This window comes from Frigoribacterium sp. PhB116, from assembly GCF_004364285.1.
In the GTDB taxonomy this organism is placed as follows: domain Bacteria; phylum Actinomycetota; class Actinomycetes; order Actinomycetales; family Microbacteriaceae; genus Frigoribacterium.
Map to the genome: position 1 here is coordinate 44,006 of NZ_SOBE01000007.1, position 18,344 is coordinate 62,349.

Annotated in this window: 22 protein-coding genes; 11 read left to right on the plus strand and 11 right to left on the minus strand. The window is 70.1% G+C overall.

Going from position 1 to position 18,344, the window contains the following annotated elements; all coding sequences use genetic code 11:
- The first annotated feature begins 27 nt into the window (after positions 1–27).
- Entirely contained in the window at positions 28–1,545 is a 1,518-nt protein-coding gene (locus EDF20_RS15425) for a cryptochrome/photolyase family protein (RefSeq protein ID WP_123546922.1), read from the plus strand.
- 157 nt (positions 1,546–1,702) lie between these two features.
- A complete protein-coding gene (locus EDF20_RS15430) occupies positions 1,703–1,921 on the plus strand; it encodes a hypothetical protein (RefSeq protein WP_133739314.1) in 219 nt (72 codons plus the stop codon).
- Positions 1,922–1,978: 57 nt separating this feature from the next.
- On the opposite strand, the gene EDF20_RS15435 is transcribed toward EDF20_RS15430, so the two are convergent.
- The 9 genes from EDF20_RS15435 to EDF20_RS15475 all read right to left on the minus strand — a co-directional run bounded on the left by EDF20_RS15435 (position 1,979) and on the right by EDF20_RS15475 (position 9,494).
- On the minus strand, positions 1,979–2,266 hold the full coding sequence (locus EDF20_RS15435) for a hypothetical protein (RefSeq protein ID WP_133739315.1): 288 nt from the start codon (positions 2,264–2,266) through the stop codon (positions 1,979–1,981).
- Positions 2,267–2,452: 186 nt separating this feature from the next.
- Positions 2,453–3,055, minus strand: a complete 603-nt coding sequence (locus EDF20_RS15835) for a TetR/AcrR family transcriptional regulator (RefSeq protein WP_158614631.1) — start codon at positions 3,053–3,055, stop codon at positions 2,453–2,455.
- A 215-nt stretch (positions 3,056–3,270) separates the two neighbouring features.
- Positions 3,271–3,777 carry a DUF4383 domain-containing protein gene (locus EDF20_RS15445; protein WP_123546919.1) on the minus strand — a complete coding sequence of 169 codons (507 nt, stop codon included), beginning with the start codon at positions 3,775–3,777 and terminating at the stop codon, positions 3,271–3,273.
- Positions 3,778–3,989: 212 nt separating this feature from the next.
- Positions 3,990–4,238: a zinc ribbon domain-containing protein gene (locus tag EDF20_RS15450; protein ID WP_123546918.1), complete on the minus strand. Its 249-nt coding sequence runs from the start codon at positions 4,236–4,238 to the stop codon at positions 3,990–3,992.
- 34 nt (positions 4,239–4,272) lie between these two features.
- Complete coding sequence (locus EDF20_RS15455; protein WP_243833523.1) at positions 4,273–5,499, minus strand: hypothetical protein; 1,227 nt, start codon at positions 5,497–5,499, stop codon at positions 4,273–4,275.
- Positions 5,499–6,572 (minus strand): extracellular solute-binding protein, encoded by a 1,074-nt coding sequence (locus EDF20_RS15460; protein ID WP_133739316.1) that lies wholly within the window; start codon positions 6,570–6,572, stop codon positions 5,499–5,501. The genes EDF20_RS15455 and EDF20_RS15460 overlap by 1 nt, the downstream gene beginning before the upstream one ends.
- 116 nt (positions 6,573–6,688) lie before the next feature.
- Positions 6,689–7,810 (minus strand): ABC transporter ATP-binding protein, encoded by a 1,122-nt coding sequence (locus EDF20_RS15465; protein ID WP_208292679.1) that lies wholly within the window; start codon positions 7,808–7,810, stop codon positions 6,689–6,691.
- Positions 7,807–8,673 (minus strand): ABC transporter permease, encoded by an 867-nt coding sequence (locus EDF20_RS15470; protein ID WP_243833524.1) that lies wholly within the window; start codon positions 8,671–8,673, stop codon positions 7,807–7,809. The genes EDF20_RS15465 and EDF20_RS15470 overlap by 4 nt, the downstream gene beginning before the upstream one ends.
- The gene (locus EDF20_RS15475; RefSeq protein WP_233569004.1) at positions 8,670–9,494 is read right to left on the minus strand and encodes an ABC transporter permease; all 825 of its coding nucleotides are present in this window, start codon (positions 9,492–9,494) and stop codon (positions 8,670–8,672) included. Before EDF20_RS15475 ends, EDF20_RS15470 begins: the two co-directional genes overlap by 4 nt.
- A 241-nt stretch (positions 9,495–9,735) precedes the next feature.
- Here EDF20_RS15475 and EDF20_RS15480 point away from each other — a divergent pair, with 241 nt between their 5' ends.
- The 5 genes from EDF20_RS15480 to EDF20_RS15500 all read left to right on the plus strand — a co-directional run bounded on the left by EDF20_RS15480 (position 9,736) and on the right by EDF20_RS15500 (position 13,359).
- Positions 9,736–10,713 (plus strand): LacI family DNA-binding transcriptional regulator, encoded by a 978-nt coding sequence (locus EDF20_RS15480; RefSeq protein ID WP_243833525.1) that lies wholly within the window; start codon positions 9,736–9,738, stop codon positions 10,711–10,713.
- A gap of 165 nt (positions 10,714–10,878) precedes the next feature.
- Positions 10,879–11,448 (plus strand): recombinase family protein, encoded by a 570-nt coding sequence (locus EDF20_RS15485; RefSeq protein WP_133739317.1) that lies wholly within the window; start codon positions 10,879–10,881, stop codon positions 11,446–11,448.
- Positions 11,448–12,011 (plus strand): hypothetical protein, encoded by a 564-nt coding sequence (locus EDF20_RS15490; RefSeq protein WP_133739318.1) that lies wholly within the window; start codon positions 11,448–11,450, stop codon positions 12,009–12,011. The genes EDF20_RS15485 and EDF20_RS15490 overlap by 1 nt, the downstream gene beginning before the upstream one ends.
- A gap of 125 nt (positions 12,012–12,136) precedes the next feature.
- Complete coding sequence (locus EDF20_RS15495; protein ID WP_133739319.1) at positions 12,137–12,664, plus strand: DUF805 domain-containing protein; 528 nt, start codon at positions 12,137–12,139, stop codon at positions 12,662–12,664.
- 80 nt (positions 12,665–12,744) lie between these two features.
- Complete coding sequence (locus tag EDF20_RS15500; RefSeq protein WP_133739320.1) at positions 12,745–13,359, plus strand: hypothetical protein; 615 nt, start codon at positions 12,745–12,747, stop codon at positions 13,357–13,359.
- Between the two features lie 1,094 nt (positions 13,360–14,453).
- Here the strand turns inward: EDF20_RS15500 and EDF20_RS16165 are convergent.
- Complete coding sequence (locus tag EDF20_RS16165; RefSeq protein WP_279586180.1) at positions 14,454–14,588, minus strand: hypothetical protein; 135 nt, start codon at positions 14,586–14,588, stop codon at positions 14,454–14,456.
- Between the two features lie 355 nt (positions 14,589–14,943).
- On the minus strand, positions 14,944–15,177 hold the full coding sequence (locus EDF20_RS15505) for a hypothetical protein (protein WP_133739321.1): 234 nt from the start codon (positions 15,175–15,177) through the stop codon (positions 14,944–14,946).
- 217 nt (positions 15,178–15,394) lie between these two features.
- Here EDF20_RS15505 and EDF20_RS15510 point away from each other — a divergent pair, with 217 nt between their 5' ends.
- From EDF20_RS15510 to EDF20_RS15525, 4 genes are all read left to right on the plus strand, one after another.
- The gene (locus EDF20_RS15510) at positions 15,395–15,961 is read left to right on the plus strand and encodes a sigma-70 family RNA polymerase sigma factor (RefSeq protein WP_133739322.1); all 567 of its coding nucleotides are present in this window, start codon (positions 15,395–15,397) and stop codon (positions 15,959–15,961) included.
- The gene (locus tag EDF20_RS15515; RefSeq protein WP_133739323.1) at positions 15,958–16,611 is read left to right on the plus strand and encodes a hypothetical protein; all 654 of its coding nucleotides are present in this window, start codon (positions 15,958–15,960) and stop codon (positions 16,609–16,611) included. The genes EDF20_RS15510 and EDF20_RS15515 overlap by 4 nt, the downstream gene beginning before the upstream one ends.
- On the plus strand, positions 16,608–16,946 hold the full coding sequence (locus EDF20_RS15520; RefSeq protein WP_133739324.1) for a hypothetical protein: 339 nt from the start codon (positions 16,608–16,610) through the stop codon (positions 16,944–16,946). The genes EDF20_RS15515 and EDF20_RS15520 overlap by 4 nt, the downstream gene beginning before the upstream one ends.
- A gap of 411 nt (positions 16,947–17,357) precedes the next feature.
- The gene (locus EDF20_RS15525) at positions 17,358–17,765 is read left to right on the plus strand and encodes a sigma-70 family RNA polymerase sigma factor (RefSeq protein ID WP_347876507.1); all 408 of its coding nucleotides are present in this window, start codon (positions 17,358–17,360) and stop codon (positions 17,763–17,765) included.
- Positions 17,766–18,344: the final 579 nt, after the last annotated feature.

An 18,344-nucleotide genomic window follows, 5' to 3' on the forward strand; every position in this document is an offset into this window, starting at 1 on the left:
GTCGGAGGCGGGGCGTAAGTTCCGAGCATGTCCGAGACGCCTGCCGCCGACGTCCGCGCCCCCGCCCGCGCCCGCGCCCGGCTGATCCTGCCCGGGCAGTACGGCGACGAGTTCGACGACGGCGGGCCCGCTGTCGTGGTCGAGGCGCGCGACGCCTTCACCCGTCGGCCGATGCACCGCGCGAAGGCGCACCTCTGGCTCTCGGCGCTGCGGCACCGGGTCGCCGCGCTCGGCGACCGGGCAACCCACGTGCAGGTCGAGACCCTCGACGAGGTGCTCGACGACGCTGCCGGGCTCGGCCCGTTCGAGGTCGTCGACCCGCCCGACCGCCAGCTCCGCGCGGCCGTCCGCCGAGAGGGCCGCGACGTCCGCGTGCTGCCGAGCCGCGGGTTCGTGACGAGCGAGGAGGAGTTCGCGACCTGGGCGGCCTCCCGCAAGGGGCGCCTCCTGATGGAGAACCACTACGAGACCGTCCGTCGTCGCGAGGACTGGCTGATCGAGGGCGACGGGCCCGCAGGCGGCAAGTTCAGCCTCGACGAGCAGAACCGCAACCCGCCCCCGAAGGGCGCGACGACGCTCGGCCTGCCCGACCCGGTCTGGCCCGACGAGGACGAGATCGACGACGCGGTGCGTGCCGACCTCGACGCGTGGGTCGCCGACGGCAGCGTCGTGTTCGTCGGTGCCGACGACCGGCGCCGCTTCGCGGTCACGCCGGCCGAGGCCGAGGCTGCCCTAGACGACTTCGTCGAGACCCGCCTCGGCGACTTCGGCCCCTTCGAGGACGCGATGCTCTCGAACGACTGGACCATGTCGCACTCCTTGCTCAGCGTGCCGATGAACCTCGGCGTGCTCGACCCCCGCCACGTGATCGAGCGCGTGCTCGAGGCCCACGCCTCAGGAGGCGCGCCCCTGGCGAGCGTCGAGGGCTTCGTCCGTCAGATCGCCGGCTGGCGCGATTACGTCTGGCACCTGTACTGGCACCTGGGCGAGTCGTACACGACCGACAACAACGCCCTCGGCGCCACCGAGCCGCTGCCCCGGTGGTGGCGAGAGGTCGACGCGACCGAGGTCCAGGCCGAGTGCCTGCGCAGCACCCTCGAGACGGTGCACCAGCACGGCTGGACGCACCACATCCAGCGGCTGATGATCCTCGGCAACTGGGCGCTGCAGCGCGGCTACCGGCCGGCCGAGCTCACCGACTGGTTCACGGACATCTTCGTCGACGGCACCGAGTGGGTGATGCCGGCGAACATCGTCGGCATGTCCCAGCACGCCGACGGGGGAGTGGTGGCGACCAAGCCCTACGCCGCCGGGGGCCGCTACATCCACTCGATGAGCGACCACTGCGGCTCGTGCCCGTTCTCGCCGACCGTCCGGGTCGGCCCGACCGCGTGTCCGTTCACGGCGGGCTACTGGGCGTTCCTCGACCGGGTCGAGCCGGCGCTGCAGGGCAACCCGCGCATGATGCGTCCTCTCCAGGGGCTCCGACGTCTCGACGACCTGGACGAGGTCGTCGCGCAGGAGGCGGCGCGCACGACCCCCTGACGTGTCGCGTCCCGCGCCGCGCCTCGCCGTCCCTCGACTCCGGACAGCTGCCTGGCCGTCGAACGAATCACCAGAACTGGGGGCGTCCTCGATTCCCTCCCCGGGGCCTCGGGCTGCGAACATCGTGCAGACCCGACGCGACCCCGAGGAGGCCACGATGAACGAGCAGGAACGACGCCGACCGTTGTTCGTCGACGACGTCACCGACCCCGGCGTGTGGGAGGCGGCCGCCGAGCGGCGTGCCCTCGCCGCCTCGGCCCGTCGCTCGTTCGCCCGCCGCACGGCGGACCACCTCGGCGAGGCGCTCGGCGTCAGCGCCGCCCCGCGCGTGCTGCTCGACTCGGCGGACGACGACGCGCAGGTCCCCGCCCTCTGAGCTCCCTGCGGCTCTCAGCGACGCGGCCGCCGACGCGGTCACCATCGCGGTCGCGAGTCAGCTGGCGGACGTGCCCGCCGCCTCCTCGTCGTCCGTGACGAGCTCGCTCTCGTCCGTGTCGTCGAGCTCGTCGTTGCCGGCTGCCTCGATCCAGTCGGTCGCGTCGTCCGAGAGGTAGAACTCCTCGGCGTCCACGTCGGCGGCCCAGTCGTCGTCGGCCGTCGGCTCGCCCGTGACGGCGGTGATCTGCTCGAGCACCCAGGCGGGGACGACCTCGCCCGCGTTGTCGATCAGCCACTGTCGGGTCGAGGGGACGAGCTCGGACCACCATTCGTCGATGCGCATGCGCCGAGCCTGACACGTCCGTGGCCCTCGGCGCTCGTCCGCGCCTCCCCGTGTCGAGGATCCAGGTGTCGGCGTCGTGACGCGTGCTCGCTGCCGGGTAGCGGGCGTCTCGACGACACGGACACCTGAGTCCTCGACACGTCATGCCGCGGCTGCGCTCGCGCTCGCGCTCGCGCCGGGCGGCGGTCACCAGCCGCGGGTGAGCCCCTCGAGCCCGAGGTCGAACGCGACGACGACGTCGTGCTCGGGCTGGAGCAGCATCTGCAGCTGCAGGCCCATGTACAGCGCGACGACGCTCGTCGAGAGCGCGGCGACGTCGGTGCCCGCGGGCACGTCGCCCTGGCTGAGGTCGAACGCGAGCCCCTGGAACACCATCGCGTGGAAGTCGCGGTAGCTGTCGCGGACGAACCGTCCGGAGAGGTCGCCCGCGTCGGCCGAGCCGATCGAGAGCGTCATGAGCGAGCGCGACAGCCCGCGGTGCACGTTGCTGTGCGCGACGAGTCCCCGCACGAAGCCGAGCGTCGCTGCGCCCGCCGTCTCGCGGGCGACCTGCTCGAAGCGGTCGAGGTTCCACCGGTCGACGGCGGCGAGCACGAGCCCCTCCCACGACGGGAAGTGCCGCTCGACGCAGGCAGGCGACATGCCCGCGGTCCGGGCCACGGCGGAGACGTCGGTCGCGTCCCAGCCGACGGCGTCGAGCGTCTCGACGGTGGCGGCGACGATGCGCTTGCGGTCCGCGACGCTGGTCTCGAACGCGCTCGGTTCGTGGTGCGCGGTGATGGTGCTCACGCGGTCTCCTCGGTGGCTGGCGGCCGCGGCGGGTGGGTGAGTCCCCGCCTGTCGTCCGTGTCCCCAGCTTGGAGCAGGCAGCCGGTCCCGACCACCCCCTCCGCGCCCCCAACCCGGGTGCCACGCCCACTCACGGACGAGGAGGCGCGACGCCGGTCGTCCCGGCCCCGCCCCACCTCGAGGCGACCACGGGGGACGCTCGCGCGGCGGCCGTCTCAGCCGCGCGTGCGAGGAGCCGAGCCGGTCGAGCCGACACGACCGGTCGATCCGGTCACCGTGCGGCGACGCCCCAGCAGCAGGCCGAGCGCGACCATGCCGACGGCCAGGCCGAGGTGCAGCCAGTTGTCGGCCTGGTTCAGCGGCACGAAGTTGCTGCTCCCGGCGTGGTCGCCGAAGAACAGGCCGTAGATCCAGAGCACGAGGTAGACCACACCGCCGATCACCAGGTAGCTGCGCGAGGACGAGGCGCTGCGGGCGAGCGCGACGCCGGCGACGCCGAAGAGCAGGTGCACGAGGTTGTGCAGCACCGAGACCTGGAACACCCCGAGCAGCATCGCGCCCGACATGTGCCCGGCGAACTGGAGCGAGTCGACGTCGGTGGTGAGCCCCGGGACGAAGCCGGCGACCCCGACGAGCAAGAAGACGACGCCGACGACGAGGCTCGCCTTCTGGACGGGCGTGGCGGCGTATCGGCGGTCGTCGGTGCGGGCGGTGGTGCTCATGGCGGCTCCTGTCGGTCGTGGGCGCGTCGGCGCCCCGGGGTCCGGGCCGCCTGGTGGCGGCGGCTCGCTGACGCCCTAGTCGACCACCGCCCCCTCGCCCGCGATCACGTCGCGCAGCACCCCTTGACACGGCGACGGAGCGCGAGGCAGGGGCGGCCCGACGAAGGCGCGGACCGGACCAGGCGCGGTGCGAGCAGGCGAGGAGGCGCCCGTCAGCCCTGCCGCGCCGCCCACTCCTGCGAGTGCTCGGCCTGCTCCCGCGTGAGGTCGGTGACGCCGCCGCAGTTCGTGCACTGGACGTGGTACCGCTTCGACACCGTGAACAGCGGCACGAAGAACAGCGTGAAGCGCGTCGAGCGGCGGGCGACCTGCTGGTCGACGGTGCGTCCGCAGAACCGGCAGGCGAAGACGACGACGGTCAGCAGGGCCTGGCGGACGGAGGTGCCGAAGAGCAGGAACATCCCCCGACGCTACCGAGGCCCCGGCCGCCGACGTTCAGCGAGCACCGACCCCGAGCTCCGACCCGAGCTCCGACCCCAGCTGGGAGTCGAGCGCCGCGAGCTCGGCGACGAACCGCTCGCGAAGCGCCGCCTTCTCGGCCGCGGGCAGCCACGACGCGTCGACCCCGGCGAGGGCCATGCGGCGCACCTGGTCGGCGCTCGCGCCGATCTGCTCCGAGACGATGCGGTACTCCTGGGCGAGCGACGTGGGGAACATGCCCGGGTCGTCCGACGCCGGGACGACGTTCAGCCCGGCATCGAGCATCGCGGCGATCGACGCGCGCCGCCACGGCCGCCACGAGCGGCGCGACGTCGTCGACACGACCGTGAAGGCGACCTGCTCGTCGCGCATCCGCGCCACGACGTCGTCGTCCTCGAGCACGTAGTACCCGTGGTCGATGCGGTCGCAGCCGAGCTGGTCGAGGCAGGTGATCGTGTTCACCGCGGTCGGCGCGTGCTCGGACGAGTGCGCGGTGCGGCCGAGGCCGGCCTCCCCGGCGAGCCGGTAGGCGTCGACGAAGCGCTCGGGCGGGCCCGACGTCTCGAGGTTGTCGAGCCCGATGCCGGCGACGTACTCGTGCGGGTGGTCGACCACCTGCTGCACGAGGGCGAGGGCGTGCTCGCCCGACTTGCTGCGGTCGATGCCCTGGATCATCCGGCCCGTCATGCCGAAGTCGCGCTCCGCCATGCGGATGCCCTCCGCGTACGCCTCGACGGACCCGGCGTAGCCGAGCGACTCGAGGTGCGGCGGCACGGCGTCGAAGAACAGCTCGAGGTGACGGGTCCCGCTGCTGCGGTGCGCCTCCTCGAAGGCCTCGTACGTGATGCGCGTCAGGTCGTCCGCGTCGCGGAGCACCTCGACGACCCAGTTCGACGCCTGGAACAGCGAGTACGACACGTCGGGCTCGCCCTCGCTGCGCCCCTGCGGCACGGGGATGCGCGTGTCGCGGTAGAGCGCCGGGTCGGGCGGCAGCGAGTTGATGTCGGCGAAGATCCGCTCGGGCTCGGCGGGCAGCGCGAGGCCCTCGCGCCGGGCGAGCTCGGCGAAGGTGGACGCCCGCACGGTGCCGATCAGGTGGCAGTGCAGGTCGGTCTTCGGCATCCGGTCGAGGTACCACCCCGGCAGCGAGGAGGCGGTCGGGGAGGAGGCGGTCGGCGAGCCTGCCGTCAGCGAGCCGGCCGGCAGCGGATCGGAGGTGAGGGCACGTGCGTCGGCACCCATCAGCGCGACGTCACCTCGCGAGCGAAGCGGTCGACCCACTCGGCGCGCGTCGGGACGAGCTCGGTCGGGTCGAGCGTGGCGTAGCCGGCGGCGATCGGGTCGGCGGCGATGTCGCCGACGACGTCCTGGATGGTCGAGGGGATGGTCGCGTCGGGGTTCACGGGCAGGTCGCCGACGATCTCGGCGGACGACGACTGCGCCTCGGCCGACAGCAGGTAGTCGATGAACTGCGAGGCGCCGTCGACGTTCTCGGCGCCCGTCGGGATCATGGCGCGGTTGGTGGCCATGTACTTGCCGGTCGCGGGCGGCGTCCAGGCGACGGGCTCACCCGAGGCGACGAGGTCGGTGGCGAAGCCGCTCAGGGCGTCGGCGGCGACGATCTCGCCCTGCGTCAGCAGGTTCGTGACCTCGGTGGACGAGCTGTAGAACTGCAGCACGTTCGGCGACCACTCGCCGAGCTGCTCGAGCGCGGCGTCGATGTCGTAGGGGCCGTCGCCGAACTCGGAGGCGACGCCCGAGACCATCAGCTGGCCGGCGGTCACCGAGATGTCGGGCAGGGCCACGCGGCCCTCGAGGTCGGAGTCGCCGTACAGCGACCACTCGGCGGCCTCGTCCGCGTCGAGCTCGTCGGTCGAGTAGAGGGTGCCGTTGAGCTGGTAGCTGTACGCCGGGCCGACGTAGGCGTCCTCGGTCGCGAAGTCGGCGATGGTCTCCAGGTTCGGCACGTCGGCCGCCTCGACCTGCTGGAACAGGTCGTCCTCCTGGCCGAGGGCCGCGTAGTAGTCGCTGATCAGCATGACGTCGATGCCGGGGTCGCCGTCGGCGAGCTGCAGCTTCGACAGCCGGTCGGCGTTCGAGCCGGTCTCGATCTCGACCTCGATGCCGGTGGCCTCGGTGAACGGGTCGACCACCGCCTCCTGGAACTCCTCGACGCCGAACGGGAACGTGCTGACGACGATGCTCTCGGCGTCCGACGACGACGCGTCGCCCGACGAGCAGCCGGCGAGCACGACGGCGGAGACGGCGAGGCCGGCGGCGAGGGCCAGGGGACGTGTGCGGGAGGTGCGGGTCATGGTGGTCCTTTCGAGGAAGGGCAGAGGGGGTGCGGGAGGCGCAGGGGGCAGGAGGCGCGGGTGCGGTCGAGGGGAGGGCGGAGCGGAGGGGCCAGGTGGAGGAGGTGCGGGCCGGCTCAGTCGGCCAGCGCGACGAGCCGGGACTGCGGCGCGGTCACGACGACGTCGTCGCCGGGCGCGAGCGACGACGTGCCCGTCGCGCGCACGTCGGACACGAGCCGCACGCGAGCGCCCGAGGCGTCGATCGCCGCGACCGTGACGAGCAGGTCGACGCCGCGGTACGCGACGTCGGTGACGGTGCCGGGGAGGTGCAGGCCGGCCGCGGCCGGTGCTGCCGCCCGACCCGCGCCTCCTGCGGTCGGCTCGACCACCAGGTGCTCGGGCCGGACCGTCAGCGAGGTGCCGTCGGCGGCGGAGACGAAGTTCTCGTAGCCGAGGAAGTCGGCGACGAAGCGGTTCGCGGGGGCGGGGAACACGCTCTGCGGGGCGCCCTGCTGCATGATGCGTCCGGCGCGCATGAGGACCATGTCGTCGCTCATCTCGAGGGCCTCGTCCTGGTCGTGCGTGACGAGGACGACGGTGAGCCCGGTCTCGCCCTGGATGCGGCGGATCTCGGCGCGCATCTGGACCCGGAGGCGGGCGTCGAGGTTCGAGAGCGGCTCGTCGAGCAGCAGCAGCTTCGGCCGGATCGCGATCGCACGAGCCAGGGCGACGCGCTGCTGCTGCCCTCCGGAGAGCTTCTTCGGCTTGCTCGCCGCCAGGTGCCCGAGGCCCACGAGGTCTAGGGTCTCGGCGACGCGACGGGCGCGCTCGTCGGCGGGCACCCGGCGCAGCTTCAGGCCGTAACTGACGTTCTCGGCGACCGAGAGGTGCGGGAACAGTGCGTACGACTGGAACACCATGCCGAGCCCGCGCTTCTCGGGCGGCGTGCGGGTCATGTCGTCGCCGTCGATCAGGATCGTGCCGTTCGTCGGGGCCGAGTAGCCCGCGAGCATGCGCAGCGTCGTCGTCTTGCCGCAGCCGGAGGGGCCGAGCAGGGTCGTCAGGGCTCCGCGGCGGATCGACAGGTCGATGCCGTCGACGGCGGTGAAGTCGCCGAAGACCTGGCTGACGCCACGCAGCTCGGCGGCGGGGCGCTCGTCGGCGCGGCGTTCAGCTCCGGGGCGCTCGGCGGCGGCGTCCTCTGCGCGGGCGTGCTCGGTGCCGGGGCGGGTGCCGGCGGGGTCCGTGGTGCTCACTTGTTGATGCCTCCGAAGATCTTGGCGAAGCCGACGGTGCGCTCGGCGACCACCGCGACCACGACGGTGGCCGCGAGGATCAGCGTGGCCATCGCCGCGACCATGGGGTCGTAGCTCTGCTGCACGTAGTCGAGCATCGTGACCGGCAGGGTGCGGAAGTCGCGGCTCTGCAGCAGCAGCGACAGGGGGACGTTGTTGAACGAGGTGACGAAGCTGAGCAGCGCGGCCGAGAAGATGCCGGGCCGCAGCAGCGGCAGCGTCACGGTGAAGAAGGCGCGGACCGGGCTGGCGCCGAGTCCGCGGGCCGCCTCCTCGAGCGACGGGTCGGCGAGGGCGAGGGAGGCGCCCGTCACCCGGACCGCGTACGGCATCATCAGCGCGGTGTGGCCGATCAGCAGCGTGGGGAAGTTCGCGAGGCCGAAGCCGATCATCAGCTGCTGGTAGAGCGCGAGGCCGACCACGAGCTCGGGGACGATCAGCGGCGAGAGGAACATGCCCTCGATCAGGCCCTTGCCGGGCAGGCGCCCACGGTGGATCGCGAGGGTGACCGGCACGCCGACCGCCAGCGCGATGACCGTGGCGAGTACGGCGAGCTGCAGGCTCGAGACGAGGGCGCCGGTGAAGGGCGCGTACGTGACGGCCTTCTCGAACCACTGCAGCGAGAAGCCCTGCGGCGGGAACGTCAGCGTCCGGCCGCCCGTGAACGCCGTCGCGACGACGAACAGGATCGGCACGATCATCACGACGTAGCCCGCGACCGCGAGGGTGCCGGCGACGGGGCGGCCGGTGCCGGGGGTCTTGCTGCTGCGGGCCGGCCTGCGGGGACGGGCGGCGCTGGTCGGGGCGGTGCTGGTGCGGGTCACTGGGTGGCTCCCTTGCGGGCGACGAGCGACGAGAGGCCCGAGACGACGAAGACGAGCACGGTCATGATCAGGGCCGTGGCGGAGGCGCCGGCCCAGTCGATCGTGACGCTCGAGTACGAGAACAGCTGGGTGCTGAGCATGCGCTGGCTCGACCCGCCGAGCAGGTAGGGGGTCGTGTACGCGGTGACCGAGCCGGCGAAGACGAGCGTCGCGGCGACGACGATGCCCGGGCTCGAGAGCGGGACGACGATGCCCCAGAAGGTCCGCGACCGGCTGGCGCCGAGGCCGCGGGCGGCGTCGTCGAGGCCGGCGTCGACCTGGGCGACGGCCGAGTAGCACGAGATGATCGCGAGCGGCAGGAACAGCTGAGTGAGGCCGAGGACGATCGCGAGCTCGGTGTAGAGCAGCTGAGGGGCGCGGTCGACGAGGCCGAGCCCGACGAGCAGCTGGCCGATCGCGCCCTGGGAGCCGAGCACGACGAGCCACCCGAAGGTGCGGACGACGTTGCTGAGCAGCAGCGGGAAGATCGCGAGGGCGAGCAGCACGCTCGACCAGCGCGACGTCGAGCGGGCCAGCAGGTAGGCGATCGGGAACCCGAGCACGACGCAGACGACGGTGACGATCAGCCCGAGGCCGACGGTGCGGCCGATGATCCTCAGGTCGTACGGGTCGGTGAGCATCTGGCCGACGCGGCCCAGCACCTCGCCCGTGCCCACGCCGGGAGGGGCGACGAGCATCGCCAGCGAGGGGACGAGGAACCCGACGAGCAGGAAGGCGAGCCCGGGCAGCAACAGCAGCAGGGCGGTCTTGCGAGTGGTCACGACGAGCCTTTCGTGGCGGTCGGGGTACGACGTTCGTACGGGGCCGCCTCGCCGACGCCCGGGTCGCCGAGGGGGCGGTGACAGGGGGAGTCGAGGAGGCGGTGCAACCGGTTGTGCAACCGGTCTCATCAACCATAGGGTCCCCCTGGGGGCAGCACGACCACCGCGTGTAACGATCATGTGAAACGTGGCCGGACCGTCCCCTAGGCTCGCTGCAGGCACGACGACGGAGGGGACGCGCATGTCGACACCGCGCATGTCGACACTGGCCGACGTCGCCGCGCTCGCGGGGGTCTCCAAGGCGACCGCCTCCCGCGCCCTCAGCCGTCCCGAGCTGGTGCTGCCCGAGACCGCGGGCCGTGTGCTCGCCGCCGCCGAGCAGCTCGGCTTCGTCGCGAACCGCGCCGCGCGCCAGCTCGCCCGGGGTCGCAGCGGGCTGATCGCCCTGGTCGTGCCGACGCTCGAGAACTCGTACTTCACGCCCGTGATCGCGGGCGCGCAGGCGCTGGCCGGCGAGCACGACGTGCAGCTGACCGTCGCCGTGCACCCGCTCGCGCACCCCGACGAGCTCGTCGCGTTCGAACGGCTCTCGGCCCAGGTCGACGGGTTCATCGTGGTGGCGCCCCGCGGGCCCGACGAGGTCGTCGCGGCCGCCGCCTCCTCGAAGCCGGCCGTGCTCGTCGACCGTGAGGTCGCCGGGCTCTCGTCGGTCGTGGCCGACACCGCCGCGGCGTTCGGATCGCTCGTCACGCGCCTCGTCGACGACGGCCACGAGCGCATCGTCTACGTCGGCGGGCCGGAGGGCTCGTGGCAGGACGCCCAGCGCACCGAGGCCGTCACGCGTGCCGCCCACGGGCGTGCGTCGCTCGTGCGGCTCGGACCGTTCCCCTCCACCTTCGCGGCCGGCGTCTCGGTGCTGCCCGCGGTGCTCGAAGCGCGGGCGACGGCCGTCGTGCCGTACGCGACCGCGATCGGTCTGGGGTTGATGTTCGCGCTGGGCGACCGGCCCGCCTCCTCCCGGGTCGTCGTGAGCTCGGAGCGGATGGTCGTCGACTCGCTCGGCCTCGTCGGGGTCCCGGCCATCGACGTCGACGGAGACGAGCTGGGCCGCGTCGCGACGGGCCTGCTGCTCGACCTGGTCGACGGACGAGGAGGCGCGGATGCGGAGCGCGCACAGCGTCGCCTCCCCGTCCCGGTGCGCTGGCCCGCCGGGGCGTGACGCTGCCCGGAGCGCCCCGAGCGCCCGGCAGGCGGTCGTTCATCGGGACACCTTCCCGAGTCCGTTTCGGTCGGTCAAGGTCAAGTGGGGCCTGGCCTGCGGGTTCGCGTATGCCTGTCCCGCAAAAATGCCCGGTGATGGGCGTCTAAACGCTACAGTCGTCGGATGCTCATCGGATACGCGCGTGTGTCGACGTCTGGACAGGATGTCGCAGCACAGCGTGATGGTCTTGCAGCACTGGGCGTTGACGATCAACACGTGCATGTTGACCACGGGCTCTCGGGTGCGACTCGAGCTCGACCGGGGCTTCGCGAGGCGCTGGCCGCGTGCCGTGCCGGGGACGTCCTGGTCGTGACGAAGCTCGACCGCCTCGCCCGTTCGCTGCGGGACGCGACGGACATCGCGGACGAGCTGACGAAGAAGGGTGTCGCCCTGAATCTCGGGGGAGCGGTCTACGACCCCACCGACCCGGTCGGCCGGCTGCTGTTCAACGTCCTCGGCATGGTGGCCGAGTTCGAGGCCGACCTCATCCGTGCCCGCACCCGGGAGGGCATGGCGATCGCCAAGGCCGCCGGGAAGCTCCGCGGTCGCAAGCCCAAGCTCACCCCCTCGCAGGAGAAGCACCTCGTGCAGCTACACCGCACGGGCGAGCACGCCACGAGCGAGATCGCTGAGCTCTTCGGCGTGGCCCGCTCGACTGTCTATCGTGCGGTTCAACGAGGGGAGCAGCCCTGATGGGGTTCCTCAAGCCGGGCAAGGCGAGAACGAGACCTGTGGTCGCGGAAAACGACGCTGTTATCGACCATGGCGGATTTGTGGAAGCTGAGGCGACTGATCGGGACGTGATCGCGATCCTGCTGCTCGTCGCGCTCACACGAGACGCCGATGAATGGTGCGGCCCTGAGCTTGCCGTCGCTTGGCTGATGGCGGGCCATGACAGCTTGAACATTCGCCTTCTCGCTGGTGAGTCCACGAGCCTGCCTCCCAGGGAGAACCTTCAATACCTCCTCGCGATCGGCACCGATCTGGGGTTGGCCGCCGACGATGACGAGGCGTGCCGGCGTGCTCTGGTTGTCGAGAGTCTGCGCTTGATCGCTGGCCGCAGCAACAGGCTTCTGCAGCTTTCGGAAGCCTTGCGAGGATTCAGTTTCAGATTCAGGGATGACACATGGGTGCCTGGGGTCGAGGCCTTGCTGATCATGAGCCGTGTCGACGAGCTACCACCAGAAGAGAGGGCGGATCTCATGGCCACCGAGGCCGCCGACTTGCTCGCCGCGCCCGGGCCCTTGCATGAGTAGCGCCAGAAGACCGGGCAGGCGCAGAGGACAGAAGCGCGAGATCGGTATGTCGCAGTAACCGATCCAGCTACGCGACCCTGGCGCTGGGCAGGCCCCTCAGTAGTCGATGTCGGTAGAAAGGACCCATGGACTCTGCTGCCCAGCCACCTGTAGGTACGCCGTGGCATCAGGCGACCTTCGGTGCTTCCTTCGTCAGGTTTTGGCGTGGCTACGCCATCTTCCGAGGTCGGGCAGCTCGGGCTGAGTTCTGGTTCTGGGCATTGTGGTGGTTCCTCCTCAGCCTCATCGCCAACATCGCCTTCGGGGCGGGTGTGCTGACATTGTTCTCGGACCCGTCAGGCCTAGCTGCACCGCCGCCTCAGGTCGAGCAAGCCCTCGAAGCCTTTAACCCGTTTCCAGTGTGGGGCTACCTCCTCTCGATCCTGCCGCTCGGAGCACAAATCGCCTTGGGCATTTTCACCGTCCTAGCGCTCGCGTCACTTATGCCCTGGATCGCAATCAGCGTTCGGCGCCTGCACGACACCGGCAGATTGGGGTGGTGGGTACTCCTGGCCGCCGTGCCTCTAGGCAACGTTGCACTGGCGGTCCTTCTCGCCCTGCCTTCAATCGATAGGGGCACAGGCGGCGCGATGAGTCGCCCGTCGTCTCAATAGGGGATCCATCACCGATACGCCAGAGGCAGTTCTTGTCGTGACCTTCGACCGCTCGCAAATGTCCCCGCTAGCGTCGGGGCATGACGGATAGGGGTGGAGCGAGTTTGCTGCAGCGCTTGGTGAAAGCGGTCATTAATCGGAGTTCTGTCGCGGAGGTCGTCAAGACGATTCCCACAGGCCCCGCCACGATCCCGTACCCGCATCTCGACACACGGGCGCAGGCGCTGGGCTTCGCTCTCTGCGAGAAGCGACTGCTGGCCGAGATCGAACACGCCCTGGACACAGCCCGAGCGCTGAACGATCTCAAGCCTCGGGTTCTCCGCTTCGTCGTGCCGTGGATTGTTCTCCCGACGCGGGCAACGAACGGCATCGCCGAAGATACCGAAGGGCAAGGACCACACCGCGGCGACATGCAGGTCGTCGTCGAGTGGCTCGTCGCGGCCGGCGCTCTCCGCCCGCTCACTGAGTTCGAGCGAGACGAACTTGTTCGTGCCGAAGAGACCCACCGCATGGCGCAAGACAGTTGGAAGACGTTGTTCGAATGGAAGCCAGCGGAGTATCTAGAAGTCTTCGATCGAGGGGTAACGCGGGACGCGTGGGAGGTGCTCCCGGCCGTCATGCTCGAGGTGTACCCGACGCTGGTGTCGTCAGGAACAGCCTGGTCAACCCTCAAAGGGCCCGGTGCCCATCCTTAGCCGGGGCCGAAAGTTGCCCGGTAGGGGATCGGTTACCGAACTCGCGGTGGTAGTCCTCTACTTCCAGCGTCGACGCCAACGCTCGGCGTATGTCGCAAAGGCGAGCATTGCGAGACCCACGACATACCCGAGCGCTATCCACCCCCAGCCCGGAAGGGCAAGACTTCGTCCCGAGGTCCATTCCACGAAGTCGTCGGGACCACTCGTCGCCCACCGGTAGGAGCTGTAAGTAATGGCAAGGACACCGGCGACGTAGAAGGCGATGACCGCCCAAAGTACCGGCTTACGTGTGGGCTTGGGCATGCGTTTGACCGTAGAGCGAATGCGCCTCACAAGTCTGCCCGGTAGGGGACCCCTGACGGGGAACCTGGGCGAACCCAGGACCCCCGCCATTCACAGCGGGGTCTGGGCTGTCCTCGCAACGTAGCCGTATGTCGGCCGAGCACCTAGTGCCCCGTGAAGGATCGTTTACCGGCGCAAGCCTGAGTGCTCGGCTGGAACGATTCGGACATTCGCGCCTTAAATGCTGGCTCCGTCGATTGCCTCGTTTGCGCCGCTCGGTTCTTCTTGACGTTCAATTCTCGGGGTATCGCTGGGGCGTCGTGGTTCGGGCCACGACACCCCAGCGGGGCGAAGCAGCGTTGCTTCGCGGGGTCTTCACCTCGGCCGCAGCTAGGGACTGCGGGTGCGTCGTGCACGGGTGAAGACGACTAGAGGCGCCAATCCTCAGTCCAAAGAGGGTTTAAGCAGCAGGCGCGGTGGCAGCGGCCGGTATGTCGAGCTGCGCGGCGACCCTTCCGCGGTGGCTCACGAGCTTGCGACGGTGCCCTCTGCATGGCCCGCGACCCCAGGAATCATGATCGGCGAATCGCAGGTCTCGCCGAGGAGCGGGACGGCGAGGTGCCGCTTGAGGTAGGAGATGAGTTCGTGGTGGGGGAGGCGTTGCAGTGAGGTCGGGGCCGGGCGCGACCCGCGCAAGCGGGGGTCAGGGGTGGTCACGGTCGGCGAGCAGGGGCTCCATGTCCACTTGCTCCGTTGCGGGCAGGGGCGGCCGGGTGGAGGGGGTGATGGGTGCGGTGAGAGCGATGTTCGGGTCAGGCAGTTGCATGGTGGGTGGTGTCCTCGAGGAAGAAGTCGGCGTAGGTGGGCCCCATCGGGACGGGGTAGAGGCGGCGGCGTTGTTCTCGGCGGGCGTAGGTGACGATTAGTGCCGGCGGAACGTCGGGCATCGAGTCGTACGTACGGGCCTGGCGACCAGGTGAGCGCCGCGGCTCGCGTGCGGTGTCCGTCACGAGGTGCGTTGTGGTCACCGGCGGTGAGACCACGGCAGGAGCCGGTGCCGACTGTGAGGGCGAGGCCGACCTGAGGGGGCGGGCGGTGCGACGAGGGCAGCCTGTGCCTGGAGGAGGGTGTCGAACGTTCCGACGACGTCGCCGCGGGCGTTGGTGGTGATGAAGGTCCCGACGAGCTGCACGGCGCCGGCGATGTCCTTGCCGGTGCGGCTCGTCCACATGCCGGGGGCCGTCTCGTGCCAAGTCACCGGGGAGGTGCCGGTGCCCGCCGTCCTCGGGGGGAGTGTGGTCGTCACGCGGCGTCTCGCACGCTGGCGTCCGTGCGGAGGCGGGCGGCTGCTGTGGCGAGGTCGCTGTAGTCGCCGAGGTACTGGCTGAAGCAGTCGCGGACGTAGAAGTGGTCGCCGTGGTGGTCGACGGTTCCCGCGAAGGCGCCGCTGGTGCTGGCGACCCAGAAGCCGGGCTCAGCCTCGGTGAGGGTCATCGCGGCGGGGCGGGTGATGGGTGCGGGCGCGAGCAGGGTCACGGGTGTTGTTCCTCATTCAAGTCGGGTGGGGAGCACGCGTGCTTCTCGTCGGGTCGAGGGGCGGCAGGAGCGCGTCACTACTAGGTCGCAACGACTGTGCGATTCGTCACACCGGTTGTCGACGAATTTCGGCCGAGTCGTGATGGGGAGCGATTCGCCCCGCTCACGGACGCTTTTCTGCCGGCACGGGGAGCCGTGGACCGGGTAGAACTGACGGGTGTCCGATCAGCCGCGCCGTGTCGACCTCGCGGACGCTGACGACCACACACTCGTCGAGCGTGCCGGGCACGGTGACGTCCGGGCGTTCGAGGTCCTGGTCCGTCGGTACGGGCCGTTGATGCGCTCCTACGCGCGGCGGGTCCTCGGTCGTTCCGACGACGTCGACGACGTCGTCCAGGAGACCTTTGTCGCGGCGTGGAAGCAGTTGCCGTCGATCGAGGACCCGGCGAAGGTGAAGAGCTGGTTGATGCGCATCGTCAGCAGGCGGTGCGTGGACAGGATCAGGGCGAGGCGTGATCACGACGACATCGCCGACCACGACTCCGAAGGGCCCGAGCACGAGACGCCGCACCGTGTCGTGGAGGCCCGGTCGCGGGAGCACGCCCTGACGCTGGCGTTGGAGGCGATGCCGGCCCCCCAACGGCGGGCGTGGATCTTGAAGGAGATGGTTGGACATTCGTACGACGAGATCGCGGACGACCTGGGGCTGCCTGTGTCGACCGTCCGGGGGCTCCTCTCCAGGGCGCGGAAGAACATGATCACCGAGATGGAGGCATGGCGATGAGCGCGGACCTTCCCGACGACCTCGAAGCCGCCGGCGTCAGCGGCGACGACGTCGAGACGCTGTCATTCGAGCCCGACCGGCTCGACGGGCACACCATTGACGAACTCGCCGACTACCTCGACGCCGGGATGACCCCGGCAGACCCGACGATCGACGACTCACCGGCCTGCCAGAACGCCCTCGACGCCCTTACGAGGGTCCGCATGCTGTCCCACGGAGCGCTCGAGGCCGATGCGCTCGACGAGGACGTCCGCGAGGACGACTGGATCACCGAGATCATCACCAACATCAGCCTCGAAGCGCACGCCGGCCGGGACATCCCCCTCCCGCCGCTGAAGGAGACCGAGAACTCCGTCATCACCGAGGGAGCCGTCCGCAGCATCGTCCGCCGTTCCGGCGACACCGTCGACGGCGTCCTCATCGGAAGGTGCACCCTCGAGGGCGACGTCACCACACCCGGTGCGCCGGTCGTCGTCCGCGTGTGGGCACGCATCATCCGTGACCACGGCGCGACGACGAACGCCGTGACCGAGGCGGTGTGCTCAGTCGTTGAGGAGGCGCTGCGGACGCACACGGAGATGAACGTGGAGAGCATCGACGTCATGATCCGGTCAGACGGGGCCGCCCCCGTCCGGGAAGAAGAACGATGACCAGCCATAGCCTCGACGACGCCGACCGTGACGCACTCGCCCTCGAACTCGAGGACCTCGTCGACGGCATCCCCGGTGTGGCCCACATCTATCAGCCGCGGGCGACCCTGCCTGCTCTCCTCGCTGCCCGGCAGACGCCCGACCCGAGCACCCCGCCACCGCCTCCTCGGATCGAGATTGGTGACGACGGTGTCGTCGCCCTCACCATCGCGACCGACGCAGACAGCATCTCGCCCGACGTTGCCCACCGAGTCCACGACGCCCTGCTGGCCCGCCTGAACCAGGCAGCCATCACGGTCGAGAGGATCGACGTCCGCATCGCGCGCGTCGACTGAGCCTCCTGGGCGATGAACCGTATTCCCGGCCGCGTGCGAGCTCGCTCCTGTGAGGTGTTCCGACAGGGGATTCCTCTAGGGGATCGAGGTCGCGGGTCGAGTGGGGTGCGGCGGTTGAAAGCGTGTTCCCCGAAGTGGGGGAAGCGGCTAGGAGGCGGGCGCATACGCTGACAGCAGCGCTCGGGGGAGTGTCTCTCATCCCCGTGGCTTCTCTGATCGGACCTTCTCGTGTCGCTTGCTTCTGTGCTGCCTGTCACCGCTGAACGGACGAGCGAGGACCTCCTCGCTCTCGTCGCAGAGGGCAACGATCGCGCTTTCACGGTGTTCTATGACCGGACGTCTTCTCGGGTCTTGGGCTTGATTCGGAGGATCTTGGTGGACCCGGCGCAGTCCGAGGAGGTCGCATAGGAGGTGTTCCTCGCCACATGGCAGGAAGCCACGTCTTTCGACACGGCCCGGGGCACAGCTCTGGCGTGGTTGCTCGTCCGGGCCAGGCGCCGCGCGATCGACCGTGTCCGGTCCTCGCAGGCCACCCGTGACCGCGACACCCTCGCCGGGTTTCGCGATCTCGAAGTCAGCCGGGACGACGTCGCGGAAAAAGCCGAAACCCTGATCGAGCACCACCGTGTCACAACCACCATGAAAGCCCTCACGGCCCCTCAACGGGAAGCACTCGAACTGACGTACTTCGGCGGGTACACCCAATCCGAAGCGGCAGCGAAAGCGGGTGTCCCGATCGGGACGATGAAGACCCGCATTCGGGACGCCCTGATCGCGCTGAGGAAACTCACCGCCGAACCCCGCCCCGCGTGGAGCTGACGTCCCCACGTGCGAATAACTTCGGCGGGCGCCTAGCGGATCAGGGCCCGCGGTCCTACTCTGAGCGTGCCCGGCGGTGGTACCCCGGGCACGGCACCGCTTGTCTGCTCCTGATCCGCAGACGACCGGCAGCCCACACACGCCCCCGCCTGAGCGGGGGCGTGTGGACGTTCACTGACAGCACACTCGAGAAGCACTGTTCTTTCGTGAGGAATGCTCCTACTATCGACATGCCCCGAGACGGTTCAGGACTCGGGAAGGCCCAGACCCCGCCGTCGCGTCGACTTCGGGTGTCCGCGGCGGCGGGGGGCTGTGTGGCCCAACGTCTCCCGTGATTGCACGCGCGATGTCGCGCCCTCGGCGCCGAGCATGTCGGGCATGGAAAAACCCCATCCCGCTCACGTAGCGGGATGGGGTTCCACCGGGATGCCGGCCCTACGAGGTACGGCGCAGCACCGGCGCGGTCGTCACTGAGAGGGAGAGTTACTCGGTGGCGACGGTGATCTTCGCGACGCCGACGAGCATCTCGTCCTGGACGGCGTCGGTGTTGAAGGTCTGGTTCAGCAGGGCGGCGGCGTC

What these genes read in the sequence shown, in the direction of transcription:
- EDF20_RS15435 (WP_133739315.1), bottom strand. Translation starts at nt 2,266, where the DNA reads ATGCGCATCGACGAATGGTGGTCCGAGCTCGTCCCCTCGACCCGACAG.
- EDF20_RS15485 (WP_133739317.1), top strand. Translation starts at nt 10,879, where the DNA reads ATGCTCATCGGATACGCGCGTGTGTCGACGTCTGGACAGGATGTCGCA.
- EDF20_RS15430 (WP_133739314.1), top strand. Translation starts at nt 1,703, where the DNA reads ATGAACGAGCAGGAACGACGCCGACCGTTGTTCGTCGACGACGTCACC.
- EDF20_RS15480 (WP_243833525.1), top strand. Translation starts at nt 9,736, where the DNA reads ATGTCGACACCGCGCATGTCGACACTGGCCGACGTCGCCGCGCTCGCG.
- EDF20_RS15520 (WP_133739324.1), top strand. Translation starts at nt 16,608, where the DNA reads ATGACCAGCCATAGCCTCGACGACGCCGACCGTGACGCACTCGCCCTC.
- EDF20_RS16165 (WP_279586180.1), bottom strand. Translation starts at nt 14,588, where the DNA reads ATGCCCGACGTTCCGCCGGCACTAATCGTCACCTACGCCCGCCGAGAA.
- EDF20_RS15490 (WP_133739318.1), top strand. Translation starts at nt 11,448, where the DNA reads ATGGGGTTCCTCAAGCCGGGCAAGGCGAGAACGAGACCTGTGGTCGCG.
- EDF20_RS15495 (WP_133739319.1), top strand. Translation starts at nt 12,137, where the DNA reads ATGGACTCTGCTGCCCAGCCACCTGTAGGTACGCCGTGGCATCAGGCG.
- EDF20_RS15425 (WP_123546922.1), top strand. Translation starts at nt 28, where the DNA reads ATGTCCGAGACGCCTGCCGCCGACGTCCGCGCCCCCGCCCGCGCCCGC.
- EDF20_RS15515 (WP_133739323.1), top strand. Translation starts at nt 15,958, where the DNA reads ATGAGCGCGGACCTTCCCGACGACCTCGAAGCCGCCGGCGTCAGCGGC.
- EDF20_RS15450 (WP_123546918.1), bottom strand. Translation starts at nt 4,238, where the DNA reads ATGTTCCTGCTCTTCGGCACCTCCGTCCGCCAGGCCCTGCTGACCGTC.
- EDF20_RS15445 (WP_123546919.1), bottom strand. Translation starts at nt 3,777, where the DNA reads ATGAGCACCACCGCCCGCACCGACGACCGCCGATACGCCGCCACGCCC.
- EDF20_RS15455 (WP_243833523.1), bottom strand. Translation starts at nt 5,499, where the DNA reads ATGGGTGCCGACGCACGTGCCCTCACCTCCGATCCGCTGCCGGCCGGC.
- EDF20_RS15460 (WP_133739316.1), bottom strand. Translation starts at nt 6,572, where the DNA reads ATGACCCGCACCTCCCGCACACGTCCCCTGGCCCTCGCCGCCGGCCTC.
- EDF20_RS15500 (WP_133739320.1), top strand. Translation starts at nt 12,745, where the DNA reads ATGACGGATAGGGGTGGAGCGAGTTTGCTGCAGCGCTTGGTGAAAGCG.